General features: G+C 68.6%; 13 protein-coding genes and 2 tRNA genes. 9 read left to right on the top strand and 6 right to left on the bottom strand.

Features of this window, described 5'->3' with window-relative positions; all coding sequences use genetic code 11:
* Positions 1-56: 56 nt before the first annotated feature.
* A complete protein-coding gene (locus DY245_RS23415; RefSeq protein ID WP_128509206.1) occupies positions 57-1,562 on the bottom strand; it encodes an amino acid permease in 1,506 nt (501 codons plus the stop codon).
* A gap of 213 nt (positions 1,563-1,775) precedes the next feature.
* Between DY245_RS23415 and DY245_RS23420 the strand changes: the two genes are divergently transcribed.
* Entirely contained in the window at positions 1,776-2,261 is a 486-nt protein-coding gene (locus DY245_RS23420; protein ID WP_128509207.1) for a ribose-5-phosphate isomerase, read from the top strand.
* A 70-nt stretch (positions 2,262-2,331) separates the two neighbouring features.
* A complete protein-coding gene (locus tag DY245_RS23425; RefSeq protein WP_128509208.1) occupies positions 2,332-3,147 on the top strand; it encodes an Fpg/Nei family DNA glycosylase in 816 nt (271 codons plus the stop codon).
* 173 nt (positions 3,148-3,320) lie between these two features.
* On the opposite strand, the gene DY245_RS23430 is transcribed toward DY245_RS23425, so the two are convergent.
* Positions 3,321-4,550, bottom strand: a complete 1,230-nt coding sequence (locus tag DY245_RS23430) for a GNAT family N-acetyltransferase (RefSeq protein WP_128509209.1) — start codon at positions 4,548-4,550, stop codon at positions 3,321-3,323.
* A gap of 127 nt (positions 4,551-4,677) precedes the next feature.
* Between DY245_RS23430 and DY245_RS23435 the strand changes: the two genes are divergently transcribed.
* Positions 4,678-5,823 carry a PP2C family protein-serine/threonine phosphatase gene (locus DY245_RS23435; RefSeq protein ID WP_128509210.1) on the top strand — a complete coding sequence of 382 codons (1,146 nt, stop codon included), beginning with the start codon at positions 4,678-4,680 and terminating at the stop codon, positions 5,821-5,823.
* Positions 5,824-6,063: 240 nt separating this feature from the next.
* On the opposite strand, the gene DY245_RS23440 is transcribed toward DY245_RS23435, so the two are convergent.
* Positions 6,064-6,789, bottom strand: coding sequence for a bleomycin resistance protein (locus tag DY245_RS23440; RefSeq protein WP_128509211.1), 726 nt, complete (start codon positions 6,787-6,789; stop codon positions 6,064-6,066).
* Positions 6,790-6,930: 141 nt separating this feature from the next.
* The gene (locus tag DY245_RS23445) at positions 6,931-8,100 is read right to left on the bottom strand and encodes an acyltransferase family protein (RefSeq protein ID WP_128509212.1); all 1,170 of its coding nucleotides are present in this window, start codon (positions 8,098-8,100) and stop codon (positions 6,931-6,933) included.
* A gap of 648 nt (positions 8,101-8,748) precedes the next feature.
* Between DY245_RS23445 and DY245_RS23450 the strand changes: the two genes are divergently transcribed.
* Positions 8,749-8,943 carry a hypothetical protein gene (locus DY245_RS23450; RefSeq protein ID WP_128509213.1) on the top strand — a complete coding sequence of 65 codons (195 nt, stop codon included), beginning with the start codon at positions 8,749-8,751 and terminating at the stop codon, positions 8,941-8,943.
* A 45-nt stretch (positions 8,944-8,988) separates the two neighbouring features.
* Here DY245_RS23450 and DY245_RS23455 read toward each other — a convergent pair whose 3' ends face one another.
* Together DY245_RS23455 and DY245_RS23460 are read right to left on the bottom strand one after the other, a co-directional pair.
* Complete coding sequence (locus DY245_RS23455; protein ID WP_128509214.1) at positions 8,989-9,369, bottom strand: arsenate reductase family protein; 381 nt, start codon at positions 9,367-9,369, stop codon at positions 8,989-8,991.
* Positions 9,370-9,480: 111 nt separating this feature from the next.
* Positions 9,481-9,551: transfer RNA gene (locus tag DY245_RS23460), tRNA-Gly, on the bottom strand.
* Positions 9,552-9,744: 193 nt separating this feature from the next.
* Between DY245_RS23460 and DY245_RS23465 the strand changes: the two genes are divergently transcribed.
* From DY245_RS23465 to clpX, 5 genes are all read left to right on the top strand, one after another.
* Positions 9,745-9,821 (top strand) — tRNA-Pro (locus DY245_RS23465).
* A 248-nt stretch (positions 9,822-10,069) separates the two neighbouring features.
* Positions 10,070-11,443 (top strand): trigger factor, encoded by a 1,374-nt coding sequence (gene tig, locus DY245_RS23470; RefSeq protein WP_181923830.1) that lies wholly within the window; start codon positions 10,070-10,072, stop codon positions 11,441-11,443.
* Between the two features lie 293 nt (positions 11,444-11,736).
* Positions 11,737-12,339: an ATP-dependent Clp protease proteolytic subunit gene (locus tag DY245_RS23475; RefSeq protein ID WP_030082101.1), complete on the top strand. Its 603-nt coding sequence runs from the start codon at positions 11,737-11,739 to the stop codon at positions 12,337-12,339.
* A gap of 65 nt (positions 12,340-12,404) precedes the next feature.
* The gene (locus DY245_RS23480) at positions 12,405-13,082 is read left to right on the top strand and encodes an ATP-dependent Clp protease proteolytic subunit (RefSeq protein ID WP_128509217.1); all 678 of its coding nucleotides are present in this window, start codon (positions 12,405-12,407) and stop codon (positions 13,080-13,082) included.
* Between the two features lie 169 nt (positions 13,083-13,251).
* Positions 13,252-14,535: an ATP-dependent Clp protease ATP-binding subunit ClpX gene (clpX, locus tag DY245_RS23485; RefSeq protein ID WP_128509216.1), complete on the top strand. Its 1,284-nt coding sequence runs from the start codon at positions 13,252-13,254 to the stop codon at positions 14,533-14,535.
* The last annotated feature ends 53 nt before the right edge of the window (positions 14,536-14,588 follow it).

A 14,588-nucleotide genomic window follows, 5' to 3' on the forward strand; every position in this document is an offset into this window, starting at 1 on the left:
CCGGGCCCCGCACTCACCCAAAGGTGACTGCGGGGCCCGGCCCGTTGTCCGTCCGGCTACTTCCGCTCCGCGGGCTGCGCCTCCACGGCTTCCGCGGACGCCTGGACCTCCCGCGGCCGCCGCCGGTCCAAGATCAGCCCGACCGCCAGCACCACCACGGCCGCGACCACCGACAGCACCATCTGCTCGCGCCCGTCCGGGTCGTAGAACATATAGCCGATGACGAAGACGATCAGCGCGATCGTCGCGTACGTCAGCCACGGGTACAGCCACATCCGCACCGTCAGCCGCTCCGGCGTCTCCCGCTCGATGATCCGGCGCATCCGCAGCTGCGAGACACAGATGACCAGCCACACGAACAGCGCCACCGCGCCCGACGAATTCAGCAGGAACTGGAAGACGGTGTCCTTCGAGGTGTAGCTGAAGATCGTCGCGATGAAACCGAACGCGACCGAGGCCCAGATCGCGACCGCCGGCACCCCGCCCTTGTTGACGGTGGCGAACGACTTCGGCGCATCGCCGCGCTGACCGAGCGAGAACGCCATCCGGGACGCCGTGTAGAGCCCGGAGTTCAGACAGGACAGCACCGCGGTCAGCACCACGACATCCATCACGGTGCCCGCATACGGAATGTCCAGCGACTCCAGCACCGCCACATACGGGCTCTTGAGCACCGCCGGGTCGTTCCACGGCAGCAGCGTCACGATCACCGTGATCGAGCCGATGTAGAACAGCGCGATCCGCCAGATGACGCTGTTGACGGCCTTGCGGACGGCCTGCACCGGGTTCGGCGACTCGCTCGCCGCCAGCGTCACGATCTCGCTGCCCATGAAGGAGAAGACCACCAGCAGCATGCCGGAGAGGATCGCGCCGGGACCGTTCGGCAGGAATCCGCCGTGCCCGGTCAGATTCGCCATCCCGACCGGGTCACCGCCCGGCGGCAGCCCGAAGATCGCCAGCGCGCCGACCACGATGAAGACGACGATCGCGACGACCTTGATCCCGGCGAACCAGAACTCGAACTCGCCGAACGAGCCGACCGAGATCAGGTTGGTGCCGGTCAGCACGACCATCACCAGCAACGCCCAGGCCCACTGCGGAACGGCCGGGACCCAGCCGGTGAGGATCGCGGCGGCCGCGGTCGCCTCGACCGCCAGCACCACCGACCAGAAGAACCAGTACAGCCAGCCGATCGTGAATCCGGCCCAGCGGCCCAGTGCCCGGTCCGCGTACGCGGAGAAGGAACCGGAGGTGGGGGAGGCCGCCGCCATCTCGCCCAGCATCCGCATCACCAGCACGACCAGCAGGCCGGTCAGCGCGTAGGAGAGCAGAATCCCCGGCCCGGCGGCCGAGATGCCGGCGCCCGATCCGACGAAGAGGCCGGCGCCTATGACACCGCCGATGGCGATCATCGACAGATGGCGGTTCTTGAGTCCTGCCTGCAGCCCGTTCTGCGACTGCCCCCCGGTCGCTCCGCCGCCGGGTTCGCCGGTGGTGGGGACCGCTTTGGTGGTGGGGGTACCCCCTGCTCGTTGAGAGCTGGGGGGAGGGTGCGCGCCCATGGGCACCGTCCTTCAGTGGTTCGCGGATTGGAACCCTCGCATTAGATCTTCGTTAACCCATGGATTGGAAGGCCTGAGGTCGGATCGTTGCCTAAAACACTGGGCGGCTGCGCCATGCGCATGCGTACGGAAGGCGGGGGGCGGAATTCCGTACGCGGCGCCGCGGGATGACCCGCGGCGCCTACCCGGGACCACGCGTGTCACACTCGTCACATGCGCGTGTATCTCGGCTCCGACCATGCAGGTTTTGACCTCAAGAACCACCTCGTCGAGTGGCTCAAGGCCCATGGCCACGACCCCGTCGACTGCGGCCCGCACATCTTCGACGCCCAGGACGACTACCCCCCGTTCTGCCTGCGCGCCGCGGAGCGCACCGCCGCCGACCCGGACAGCCTCGGCATCGTGATCGGCGGCTCCGGCAACGGCGAGCAGATCGCCGCCAACAAGGTCAAGGGCGTACGGGCCGCGCTGGCCTGGAGCGAGGAGACCGCCAAGCTCGGCCGCGAGCACAACAACGCCAACGTCATCTCGGTCGGCGGCCGGATGCACACCGAGGAAGAGGCCACGAAGTTCATCGAGGTCTTCCTCAACACTCCCTACTCGGGTGAGGAGCGGCACACCCGCCGCATCGACATGCTCTCGGCCTACGAGATCACCGGCGAACTGCCCGCGATCCCGGCCCACCACCCGCAGGACTGACCACAGCACACCGCCGTCGCCCGCCCACCCCGGCCGCCGGGGAGGGCGGGCGCGCCCACTGGAGGACACCGTGCCCGAGGGGCATACGATCCACCGCCTCGCCCTGGACCACCGCTCCCGCTTCGAGGGCGAGCGCGTCCGGGCGAGCAGCCCCCAGGGCAAGTTCGCAGGTGGCGCGGCCCTCGTCGACGGCCAGGTCATGACCACCGCCGAGGCCCACGGCAAACACCTCTTCCTGGGCTTCGGCGCGGACCGCTGGATCCATGTCCACCTCGGTCTGTTCGGCAAGCTCGGCTTCGGCGACGCGCCCGCCCCGCCGCCCACCGACACCGTGCGCCTGCGTATCGCCGGCCCGTCCGCGTACGCGGACCTCCGCGGCCCCACCACCTGCGCACTGATCACCGACGCCGAGAAGCAGGCGATACACGACCGGCTAGGCCCCGACCCGCTGCGCCCCGGGGACGACGGCACCCGCGCCTGGCAGCGGATCAACCGCAGTCGTACGACCATCGCGGCGCTGCTGCTCGACCAGAAGATCATCGCCGGCGTCGGCAACGTCTACCGCGCCGAGGTCCTCTTCCGCCACCGCATCGACCCCTACCGGCCCGGCCGCGACCTCACCCGCGCCGAATGGGATGCCCTCTGGGCCGACCTGGTGTTCCTGATGGCCGAGGGCGTCCGCCACAACCGCATCGACACCGTCCGCCCCGAACATCTGCCGGAGGCCATGGGCCGCCCGCCACGGGTCGACGACCACGGCGGCGAGGTCTACGTCTACCGCCGCGCCCGTCAGGGCTGCCACATCTGCGGCGCCGACATCCGCACCGCCGACCTCGCCGCACGCAACCTCTTCTGGTGCCCCGGCTGCCAGCCGACCACCGCCTGACCGAACCGCCCGGCCGAACCCGCCCGGCCGAACCCGCCCGACCGGCCGCCGCACCCCGGGAACCCGTACGCCTACGCCCCGTACGCCTACGCCCCGTACGCCTACGCCCCGTACGCCTACGCCCCGTGCGCCTTCACCCCCGTACGCCTACGCTCCGTACGTCAGCCCCGCGTCTAGAACGAGTGCGGCAGCCACGGCGCGACATCCGACCCGAACGCCACCGAAGCCGCCCCCAGCGCACCGGGCCGCAGCTCGCGCACCCGGCCCGCCGCCGCCAGCGCCGACAGCGTGAAGCCGCCCAGATACGCGGACCCCACCTCCCGTACGGACAGCGCCAGCTCTGCCGGATCCGTGGTCCGCGCGCAGGACGCGCCCGTCGCGTCACCGGTCAGCCGCCACCGCCCCTCGTTCCACGGGCAGAACGGGTCCGCGACCTCCAGCACCACATCCACCGGCGTCCGGTACGTCCGCGCCGCCAGCGCCGCGCCCACCTCCACCGGCCGCACGAACAGCGACTCCCGCAGCCCGATGCCCAAGCGCCGCTGATCCGCCACCAGATGGAGCAGCGCATCGTCCACCGGCCGGGTGGCCACCGACACCGACGATGTCAGATCGATCCCGAACAGATAGCGCCACAGCGCCGCGTAGACCACCGGGTCCAGCGCCTCGACATGCCGCACCCGCACGTCCCCCGACGGCCCGGCGACATGCCACTCCGGTTTCACCGCATAGCGCGCATAACCCAGCAACTCGCCGTCCACCTCGGCCAGTACACACTGCTGCGCCCCGGCCCCGGCCCGCTCGCCCGGCACATCGAGCACGCCGATCCGCTCCCAGCCGGGCCGCCGCGCCAGCATCCCGGGGCGGGTCGGCACCAGTTGGGCATAGACCCGCTCGCAGTCGGCCAGCGCGGCCACCGGATCCACCAGCCGCAGCCGTACGCCGTCCACTCCGGGCAGCTCGGGGGCGGCCAGCCGTACGGTGTCCACGCTCAGCCGCATGTCCTGGGCCGCCGGACCGTAGCCGAACCGCCCGTAGATCGCCGGCTCCGAAGCCGTCAGCACCGCCAGCGGCTCACCGCGCTCGCGGACGTCCGCCAGCTGGTGCCGCATCATCGCGCGCAGCAGCCCGCGCCTGCGGTGCGTCGGCTGCACACTGACCATCGTGACCCCGGCCACAGGCACCTCCGCCCCACCCGGCACGGTGAGTCCGAACGACGCCGCCGAGGCCGTCGCCACGACCTCGTCGCCGTCCCAGACGCCGAAGGAGCGGTCGATCTCGGTGAGGTCACGCCGCAGCGCGAGCTTCTCGGAAGGCTGGGGCAGCTCCCCGAAGGCCATGTCCAACTTGTCGGACCAGACGTGCCATTCGGCGTCCCGGAGCACCCGTAATTCCGTCGTCATACACCATCCCTAGCAGGACACTCACCGGCCGCGCGACCGCATTTCGAACGGGGTTTCCCGGCAATTGGCCGGGGCGACGTGCGGCGAATCGACGCGCCGCCGAACGGGTGGATAAGGTCCCAGAGCAATGACAAGCGGCCCGGGAACGGAAACCCTGACGGCCCGGGTGCACAAAGGCCTGCACCGGGCCCGGATCGGCATGCGCAAGGCCGGGGTCGACTACTTCCGCGGCGAGGGCTCCGACCGGTTCGCGCTGGCCGCCCTGTTCATCGCCATCCCCGCCATCGCCGCGGGCACCCTCTGGCGCCCCGAATGGATCGCCCCGACCGCCCTGGTCCTCCCGGTCATCGCCGGCGGACTGCTGTTGCGCCCGGCCAACCTCCTCATCCTGTACGGCGCGTCCGCGGCCGCGCTGGTCGTCGAGTCCGCGCTGTTCGGCCCGTACGACGACGGACCGGACCGGATCACCCCGGGCACGGTCCTGGTCGTCGCCGCCGTCGGGCTGTTCGGGCTGCTGATCGCGCAGTTCCGCAGCCGGGTCGGGGTGCCCTGGCGACGCGGCGGCACCATGCTCTTCGACCTGCGTGAGCGGATCCGCGTACAGAGCAAACTCCCCAAACTGCCCAAGGGCTGGCACCACGAGATGGCGCTGCGCCCGGCCGGCGGACAGTCCTTCTCCGGAGACTTCGTCGTCGCCTCGCGCACCCACGGCGGCAACATCCTCGAAGTGGTGCTGACGGACGTCTCCGGCAAAGGCATGGACGCAGCCTCCCGCGCCCTGCTCCTCTCCGGTGCCTTCGGCGGCCTGCTCGGCTCCCTCCCGCCGCACGGCTTCCTCCCCGCAGCCAATGGCTACCTCCTGCGCCAGGACTGGGACGAGGGCTTCGCCACCTCCATCCATCTCGTCCTCGACCTGGATTCCGGCGACTACGAACTCCTCTCCGCCGGCCATCTGCCGGCCCTCCAGCTCAGCGCCGGCACCGGCCGCTGGGAGGAGAAGCCGGGGGAGGGGCCGCTGCTCGGCGTCTACGACGGCGCCCAGTTCGACCCGGTCAAGGGGACGCTGCGGCCCGGCGACGTCCTGATGCTGTTCACCGACGGCCTGGTCGAGGCCGCCGACCGCGATATCGCCGAGGGCATCGACCGGCTGACCGGCGAGGCCGACCGCTATGTCACCTCCGGCTTCGCAGGCGCCGCCTGGCATCTGATCGAGGCCGTCGCCAAGGACGTCAACGACGACCGGGCGCTGCTGCTGATCTGCCGGGACGCCTGAGCCGCCTGGGACGGGCCGGGGCGCCTCGGCGGTTGCCTGCCCTTCCGGCTTCTCCCCGCCGGAGGTGCGGTTTTCCTCAGCTTTTTTCTGCGGTCTTCCTCATGGTGGCGGCGCGGGCCGAATCCGTACGGTCGTAGAGGTGACCGGCCGTGACGGAGGCCGGGCCGGACGAGACAGGGGGACGACACCATGAGCCTGTGCGGCAAGAGGGGGACGTACAGAAGCCGGATCACCGCCGGCCTAGGACGCGCCGGTCGCGGACGTGGACCCCCGCAGTTCCTCCAGACGCTCAAGGTCGTCCCGGACCGACTCCCTCTCCTCGGCAGTGAGGCGGACCGCCGCGGCCCCGGCGAGCGCGGACGCCGCGGTCCCCTCGTCGCCGAGACGCCCCGCGACATCCGCACGCAGCACGAGGAGTCGCAGCAGCTGTACGGGCGTGGGCCGCTCGTCCTCGCCCCGCAGCACCCGGTCGATGACCTTCGCGGCGGCTGCCGGGTCCTCCTTCGAGTCCGCGAGGAGAGACGCATGGTGCAGGGCCCGCGAGAAGGTCTCCTTGGGTGCGGGCCGGTGATGCTGGTCCTCGCTCGTCGGCTGCCCGATGCGGAGGCAGTTGCCGCCCGGATCGGTCATCAGGAACTGCCGCACGCCGTACGACATGTCCTTCAGCGGCCCGATACGCGGCAGCCCCCGGGTCGGGACCCTCCCGTACGCCGCCTTGAGTCCGGCCCGGAACGCCTGGTGCAGCCCGTCGACGTCATCGGTCAGGACGTAGCACGTACTGAGCGACTCGGCCGGCTCGTACTGCTTCAGCCCGAAGAACTGCAGCTCGATGCCGCCACGCTTCACCACCGCGTACGGATTGGGGCTCTTCTGCCGGAAGGTCACCTCGAACCCGAGGGCGTTGTAGAAGTCCAGAACTGGCTGGACGGTCCGGCACGGAAGGATCGGAATGGTCTTTTCACCCATACCCGCACTCTAGTCAAACTTGAATAGATCGGGGGCCGATATGCGATACCAGCGGTCGACCGCCGGCCCTCGGTGATGTCCGCGGGCAAGGTCGGCTGTGCTCAGGCGCTCAGGCGCTCAGGTGCTCAGGTGCTCGGGCGCTCAGGCGCCGACGCGCTCCCGCGCCCGCGCCTTTTCGGCCGGATCCTTACGGAACGCCCACGCCATCGTCGGCTCCATCGCGAAGCGGAACACCCTGCGGACCGGCGGGGTGCACAGCGCCGTCACGATGGCCGCCGCGAGCAGCGTGACCGCGACCTCGCCGACCGGCGTATGCGGCCATGCGTAGTCGTCGAACCAGCCCCAGAACCGCGAACCCTTGGCCAGGAAGCCGTGCAGCAGATAGCCGTACAGCGTCCCCGCGCCCAGCACCGTGAACCACGTCCGCCGGGTCGGCACCCAGGAGAAGAAGCAGGCCACGAGCACGATCGAGCAGCCGAAGAGAGCCGGCGTCATCACCGCGCCGATCCACCAGGTGGTGCCCAGCTCCTGGGCGCTGTCCCGGTGATAGAACCACGCCGAGCTCATCCGGGGCGCCGCCCAGTAGGCCATCAGCAGCGCACACGCGAAGATCGGCAGCGACGCGATCCGCACCGCCCGTCGCTGCACCAGCTTGAAGTGCTCCGGCCGCAGCGACAGACCCAGGACGAAGAAGGGAAGGAACTGCAGCACTCGCTGGAGGTCCAGATCGTCGCCGATGTCCGGTGACACGGACGCGAGTACGGCGATGGCCACCGCGAGCGGAATCGGCCAGCGGACGATCTTCCACAGCGGGGTGGTCAGCCGCCAGATGAACAGGGCCACCAGGAACCATGTCAGGAACCACGGGTCGAGCAGGCTGATGGGATGCCCGGGATCGTCGTCCGCCCAGCGCTTGAAGAAGGCGTATGCCGTCTCGAAGAGGATGTAGGGGACGGCGACCCCGGTGATCAGCCGCTGCAGCCGGTCCTTGCGCATGTCGAAGCTGCGCGAGAAGTAGCCGGAGATGATGATGAACGCCGGCATATGGAAGGTGTAGACGGTCATATAGAGCGCCTCGGCGGCCCGGCTGCCGTCGGTCAGCGGCTCCCAGGAGTGCCCCATCGCCACCAGCACAATGGCCAGATACTTCGCGTTGTCGAAGAACGCGTTGCGGCTACCGGTCTTCGGCGAGTGCTCCGAGGCGCCCTCGGGCGCGCCCGGTGGCCGTGCCGCAGGCTTCGTCCGGACCGTACCCGCCGCCTCCCGGGCAGGGGGAAGTTCGCGTCGAGGTGTGGGGGCAGCGGGAAACATCCCAGGCACGATAGCGGCGGCCGGCGAATGCGTAAAACCGCATCCGGGCCATTCCTCATTTCCCCGGGCACCGAGTGTGGATGGGTCACAGATAAAACACGAAATCACCGCGGGGTGGTCGCATGCCGCTCACCCGGTTTGCCCCTTGTCATCCCCACAAATCGGACGGTATCCCCCGCGAACGACCCTGGGGGAATGTCCCACTCCTTGATCTTATGTCCGAATGTTAATCCGCCTCGGCGGCGACCCGTAAAGCCGTGACGGACGCCACGGATAAATAATTGTCCGGGCCGGAGAATGATCAGAATGATGCGGCCGAATGATCAGGGTGAATTTTCGACGCGGCGTCAGGCGGGGGAAATTCACCCCACCTCGTCCGCCCTCCGGGATCACCCGGTCGCCACCCCGGCGCAACCCGGCACCCCCCGGCCGCCACGCCGCGGGCACGTGGTCATCACCCCGCCGCCACTCGCGGGCCGCCCCGCCGTCACCCCACGGCCACCGACGGCCGGAATCGGGCAAACCGTTGGCCGATGATTCGTCACCGGCCTGCAATGGGCATGGAGTTGGTGGCACGATGGGTGTCGGGGGGTGTGCGCGGCATGCTCCCGGGCCGGTGAGGCGTTCCGACCAAGGGTGTGATCAGTTGTGGCTCTGTCGCTGTCAGTTGTGCTGCTGTTGGGGATCATCCTGATCGTGCTGATCAGAGGGAAGTCACTCAAGGCAGGTCCGGCGTTCGTCGCCATACTGTTCGGCTTCTTCCTTGCCTCCACGGGCATGGCGCCGTCCATCAACCGTTTCCTCAACTCCCTGGCGGACACCATCAACCACATCACCTTCTAGGTGCCCCACACCTTCAGGTGGTCCGCCGGCTCTCCATGAGGCGCCCTACGAGGTCTGCTCGCCCCCGGTCCGCGCCATCGCGTCGCGTACGGCTTCCTCGCTGCGCCCCACCAACGCCGACCCGTCGTCCGCGGTGATGATCGGCCGTTGGATCAGCCGGGGGTGCGCCGCCAGCGCCGCGATCCACCGCTCGCGCGCGGCGTCGGTGCGCTCCCACTCCCCGAGCCCCAGCTCCTTGGCGTCGGGCTCCTGCGTCCGGGTGATGTCCCAGGGCTCCAGGCCCAGCCGCGCCAGCACCCCGCGCAGCTCGTCGGCGTTCGGCGGGTCCTCAAGGTATTTGCGCACGGTGTACCGAGCGCCCTCCTCATCGAGGATTTCCACCGCGGAACGGCACTTGGAACACGCGGGATTGAGCCAGATCTCCATGCCGCCACCTTATTGACCCGCGCGCGCGGAGCGAAGAGGCGTGCAGGCAAACAAACAACGTTCCGGAAAGCGGAAAACCCCAGGCCATCCGGTCTGGGGTTTCCTCGTACGAGCGGGCGACGGGAATCGAACCCGCGTAGCTAGTTTGGAAGACTAGGGCTCTACCATTGAGCTACGCCCGCGAGCGCCACAGGTCACGGACCTCGGCACGCAGAGCATCCTAGCGGGTCGCGGCGGTGCGCCGCACACCCCTTCACGCGGAAGGCGCACGGCGCGCCGTGGCCCGCCGCGTATGTCCACCCACCGCTCCCGCCGGGCATCCCGATAATTGGCAGCCGTACCGCCTGCGGCCATGTACCCTACGTGTCGCACCGACGGGGTGTGGCGCAGCTTGGTAGCGCGTCCGCTTTGGGAGCGGAAGGTCGTCGGTTCGAATCCGGCCACCCCGACCAGCAGGTCAGCCCGACAGTGCAGTCAGGCGGAAACCCGCCCACTGTTTGCCCGCGAGATCAGCGGCTGTTTGCCCGCGAGATCAGCGGTTGTTCAAGATCACGTTGTGGGCGTCATCCTCCTTGCGGTTACTATGCAAGCTGCGTGCCCGTGTGTCTCTGTACCGGGCGCGATCGGCCGGGCCCGGATCAGCCGGGTACTGGCGGATCTGAAGCAGAACCCCAGAAGTCAGCCCCAAGGAGACCGAACCGTGAAGAGCGCCGTGGAGACCCTGAACCCGACTCGGGTTCGGCTCACTGTCGAGGTGCCCTTCGAGGAGCTCAAGCCCAGCCTCGACGCGGCGTACAAGAAGATCAACCAGCAGGTCACGGTGAAGGGCTTCCGCCAGGGCAAGATCCCGGCCCGCGTCATCGACCAGCGGTTCGGCCGCGGTGCCGTGCTGGAAGAGGCCGTCAACGACGCGCTCCCGAAGTTCTACACCGAAGCGGTCAACGAGGGTGAGCTCAACGTCCTCGGTCAGCCCGAGGTCGACATCACCGAGCTGAAGGACGGCGAGCTGCTGGCCTTCACCGCCGAGGTCGACATCCGCCCCGCCATCGAGATCCCGGACTACTCCGGCATCGAGGTCGAGGTCGACGCCGTGGAGGTGTCGGAAGAGGACATCGACAAGTCCGTCGAGCAGCTGCGTGAGCGCTTCGCCTCGACCTCCCCGGTCGAGCGCGCCGCCCAGGACGGCGACGTGCTGACCGTGGACCTCGAAGCCAAGGTGGACGGCGAGGTCCTCGAGGACGGCGTCGCCCAGGGCGTCACCTACACCGTCGGCTCCGGCGAGCTGCTGGACGGCATCGACGAGGCCGTCACCGGCCTGGAGGCCGGCGGCACCGCCACCTTCACCTCCGAGCTCAAGGGCGGCTCCGCCGAGGGCAAGGAGGCCGAGGTCAAGGTCGTCGTCACCGAGGTCAAGTCCCGCGAACTTCCCGAGCTGGACGACGACTTCGCGCAGCTGGCCAGCGAGTTCGACACCTTTGAGGAGCTGCGCGCGGACAGCCGCAAGCGCCTTGAGCAGATGAAGAAGTACGACCAGGCCACCCAGGCTCAGGAGAAGGTCCTGGACGAGCTGCTCAAGCTCGTCGAGGTGCCGATGCCGGAGAAGCTGCTCGCGGACGAGATCCAGACCCGCAAGCACAACCTGGAGCACCACCAGCTCGGCCAGATGGGCCTCGACCTCGCGAAGTACCTGGAGATCCAGGGCAAGACCGAGGAAGAGTTCGACGCCGAGACCAAGGAGCAGGCCGAGAAGGGCATCAAGACCCAGTTCATCCTGGACGAGCTGGTCAACAAGGAGAAGCTGAACGTCAGCCAGGAGGAGCTCACCGAGCACCTCATGCGCCGCGCGCAGTCCTCCGGCATGTCCCCCGACCAGTTCGCCCAGGCCGTCGTCGAGGGTGGCCAGGTGCCGATGCTCGTCGGTGAGGTCGCCCGCGGCAAGGCCCTCGCGGTCGTCGTCGAGGCCGCGACGGTCAAGGACTCCAACGGCGAGGTCATCGACCTCGACGACGAGGACGAGACCGCCGAGACCGTCGTTGCCGAGGTCGAGGGCGCCGACGAGAAGCCCGAGGCCTGAGCCCCGGTCGCCTCGCGCCTTCACAGAGTCTGAAGTACGGGCCCGAACACGCACGTCCGCGTGTTCGGGCCCGTACGTCATACCGGACCGGTGAGCCTGCGCTCACAGCGAACAGTTATCGATGCGGGATGGCGTTGTCCGACCTGCGCGTTAGGGTCCGTAGATACGAGGGCAGGGGAGTCCCTGAAACCGCGCCGGGGCAGGATACGGCGCCGATCCCCGCGCCCCAGAAGACGACGCTGAGACGGCCTGGAGCCGTCCGACAACGAGCAGGTGGACACGTGACGATCCCGATGCCTTCCGCCGCCGCTGAGCCGACCTTCGGTGGCCTCGGCGACCAGGTCTACAACCGGCTGCTCGGCGAGCGGATCATCTTCCTCGGCCAGCCGGTCGACGACGACATCGCCAACAAGATCACCGCGCAGCTGCTTCTCCTCGCCGCGGACCCGGACAAGGACATCTTCCTCTACATCAACTCCCCGGGCGGTTCGATCTCGGCCGGCTTGGCGATCTACGACACCATGCAGTACATCAAGAACGACGTGGTGACGATCGCGATGGGCCTGGCCGCCTCCATGGGGCAGTTCCTGCTGAGCGCCGGCACCCCGGGCAAGCGCTTCGCGCTGCCGAATGCCGAGATCCTCATCCACCAGCCCTCCGCGGGTCTGGCCGGCTCCGCGTCGGACATCAAGATCCACGCCGAGCGGCTGCTGCACACCAAGAAGCGGATGGCGGAGCTCACGGCCTTCCACACCGGCCAGACCGTCGAGCGGATCACCCAGGACTCGGACCGCGACCGCTGGTTCTCCGCCGATGAGGCCAAGACGTACGGCCTGATCGACGATGTGATGACCTCCGCCGCAGGCGTTCCGGGCGGGGGCGGCACCGGGGCCTGAGCCCCGCACCACTCGCCCCAGCCACCCCAGCCCACTTGATCGCCATCAGGATGGTGAACACCACGATGAACAACTTCCCCGGCAGCGACTTCTACCCGCGCCCGGAGTCGGAGTTTTCCGGCCCGCGCGCCGAGTCCCGCTACATCGTCCCGCGCTTCGTCGAGCGCACGTCGCAGGGCGTGCGCGAGTACGACCCGTACGCGAAGCTGTTCGAGGAGCGCGTGATCTTCCTCGGCGTGCAGATCGACGACGCCTCGGCCAACGACGTCATGGCGCAGCTGCTGTGCCTGGAGTCGATGGACCCGGACCGCGACATCTCGATCTACATCAACAGCCCCGGCGGCTCCTTCACCGCGCTCACGGCCATCTACGACACGATGCAGTTCGTGAAGCCGGACATCCAGACGGTCTGCATGGGCCAGGCCGCCTCGGCCGCCGCGGTCCTGCTGGCCGCCGGTACGCCCGGTAAGCGCATGGCGCTGCCGAACGCCCGCATCCTGATCCACCAGCCGTACAGCGAGACCGGCCGTGGTCAGGTCTCCGACCTGGAGATCGCCGCCAACGAGATCCTCCGGATGCGTACGCAGCTGGAGGACCTGCTGGCCAAGCACTCGTCCACGCCGATCGAGAAGATCCGTGACGATATCGAGCGTGACAAGATCCTGACCGCCGAGGAGTCCCTGGCGTACGGTCTGGTCGACCAGATCGTCTCGACGCGGAAGTCTTCCGTCTCGATCGGATAGCGATCCTCGCAAAATGAGCCGGAGCGTTGCCCCCTTGGACCTGACCGGGATCGAGTGAACCGAGTCGGTCCAAGGGGGGCCCGCACAGGGGGCCCGGCAAGGTACCGTCGATAGGCAAGCACCCGGGTCCGCGGAGCAATGCGGATCCCAGGCGAAGGGGAAGCACCTCGTGGCACGCATCGGTGACGGCGGCGACCTGCTCAAGTGCTCATTCTGCGGAAAGAGCCAGAAGCAGGTGAAGAAGCTCATCGCGGGACCTGGTGTGTACATCTGCGACGAGTGCATCGACCTCTGTAACGAAATCATCGAGGAGGAGCTCGCCGAGACCTCCGAGGTGCGGTGGGAAGAGCTCCCCAAACCGCGGGAGATCTACGAGTTCCTGAACGGCTATGTCGTCGGCCAGGACCCCGCCAAGAAGGCGCTCTCGGTCGCCGTCTACAACCACTACAAGCGGGTGCAGGCGGGCGAGAACGCCCCCGGCCGCGCTGACGACGGCATCGAGCTCGCCAAGTCCAACATCCTGCTGCTCGGCCCCACCGGCTCCGGCAAGACCCTGCTGGCGCAGACTCTCGCCCGGATGCTCAACGTCCCCTTCGCCTTCGCCGACGCCACGGCGCTGACGGAGGCCGGCTATGTCGGCGAGGACGTCGAGAACATCCTCCTCAAGCTGATCCAGGCCGCGGACTTCGACATCAAGAAGGCCGAGACCGGCATCATCTACATCGATGAGATCGACAAGGTCGCTCGGAAGAGCGAAAACCCGTCGATCACCCGTGATGTCTCCGGCGAGGGCGTTCAGCAGGCCCTGCTGAAGATCCTGGAGGGCACCACCGCTTCCGTCCCGCCTCAGGGCGGCCGCAAGCACCCCCACCAGGAATTCATCCAGATCGACACCACGAACGTCCTCTTCATCGTCGGCGGCGCGTTCGCCGGCCTGGAGAAGATCATCGAGTCCCGGTCCGGCGCCAAGGGCATCGGCTTCGGTGCCACGATCCGTTCCAAGCGCGAGATCGAGTCCAAGGACCAGCTCCAGGACGTCATGCCGGAGGACCTGGTGAAGTTCGGGATGATCCCCGAGTTCATCGGCCGCCTCCCCGTCCTCACCTCCGTCCACAACCTCGACCGCGAAGCCCTGCTGCAGATCCTCGTCGAGCCGCGCAATGCGCTCGTCAAGCAGTACAAGCGCCTCTTCGAACTCGACGGCGTCGAGCTGGACTTCGACCGCCCGGCCCTGGAGGCCATCGCCGACCAGGCCATCCTGCGCGGCACCGGCGCCCGTGGTCTGCGCGCCATCATGGAGGAAGTCCTCCAGGCGGTGATGTACGAGATCCCGTCCCGCAAGGACGTCGCCCGCGTCGTCATCACCGAGGACGTCGTTCACTCGAACGTGAACCCGACCCTGGTACCGCGCACGCGCAGCGACTCGGGAGAGCCGCAGGAGAAGAGCGCGTAGGGCGCGCCCAGCAGCCAACACAGAGCCGCCCGGCAGCGAATTCGCTGCCGGGC

The sequence above is a fragment of the Streptomyces inhibens genome (assembly GCF_003389455.1).
Taxonomy (GTDB): Bacteria; Actinomycetota; Actinomycetes; order Streptomycetales; family Streptomycetaceae; genus Streptomyces; species Streptomyces inhibens.

Bases quoted from the DNA above. Each gene is read 5' to 3' on its own strand.
- DY245_RS23415 (WP_128509206.1), bottom strand. From the start codon at position 1,562: ATGGGCGCGCACCCTCCCCCCAGCTCTCAACGAGCAGGGGGTACCCCC.
- DY245_RS23420 (WP_128509207.1), top strand. From the start codon at position 1,776: ATGCGCGTGTATCTCGGCTCCGACCATGCAGGTTTTGACCTCAAGAAC.
- DY245_RS23430 (WP_128509209.1), bottom strand. From the start codon at position 4,550: ATGACGACGGAATTACGGGTGCTCCGGGACGCCGAATGGCACGTCTGG.
- DY245_RS23435 (WP_128509210.1), top strand. From the start codon at position 4,678: ATGACAAGCGGCCCGGGAACGGAAACCCTGACGGCCCGGGTGCACAAA.
- DY245_RS23440 (WP_128509211.1), bottom strand. From the start codon at position 6,789: ATGGGTGAAAAGACCATTCCGATCCTTCCGTGCCGGACCGTCCAGCCA.
- DY245_RS23445 (WP_128509212.1), bottom strand. From the start codon at position 8,100: ATGTTTCCCGCTGCCCCCACACCTCGACGCGAACTTCCCCCTGCCCGG.
- DY245_RS23455 (WP_128509214.1), bottom strand. From the start codon at position 9,369: ATGGAGATCTGGCTCAATCCCGCGTGTTCCAAGTGCCGTTCCGCGGTG.
- DY245_RS23475 (WP_030082101.1), top strand. From the start codon at position 11,737: ATGCCTTCCGCCGCCGCTGAGCCGACCTTCGGTGGCCTCGGCGACCAG.
- DY245_RS23480 (WP_128509217.1), top strand. From the start codon at position 12,405: ATGAACAACTTCCCCGGCAGCGACTTCTACCCGCGCCCGGAGTCGGAG.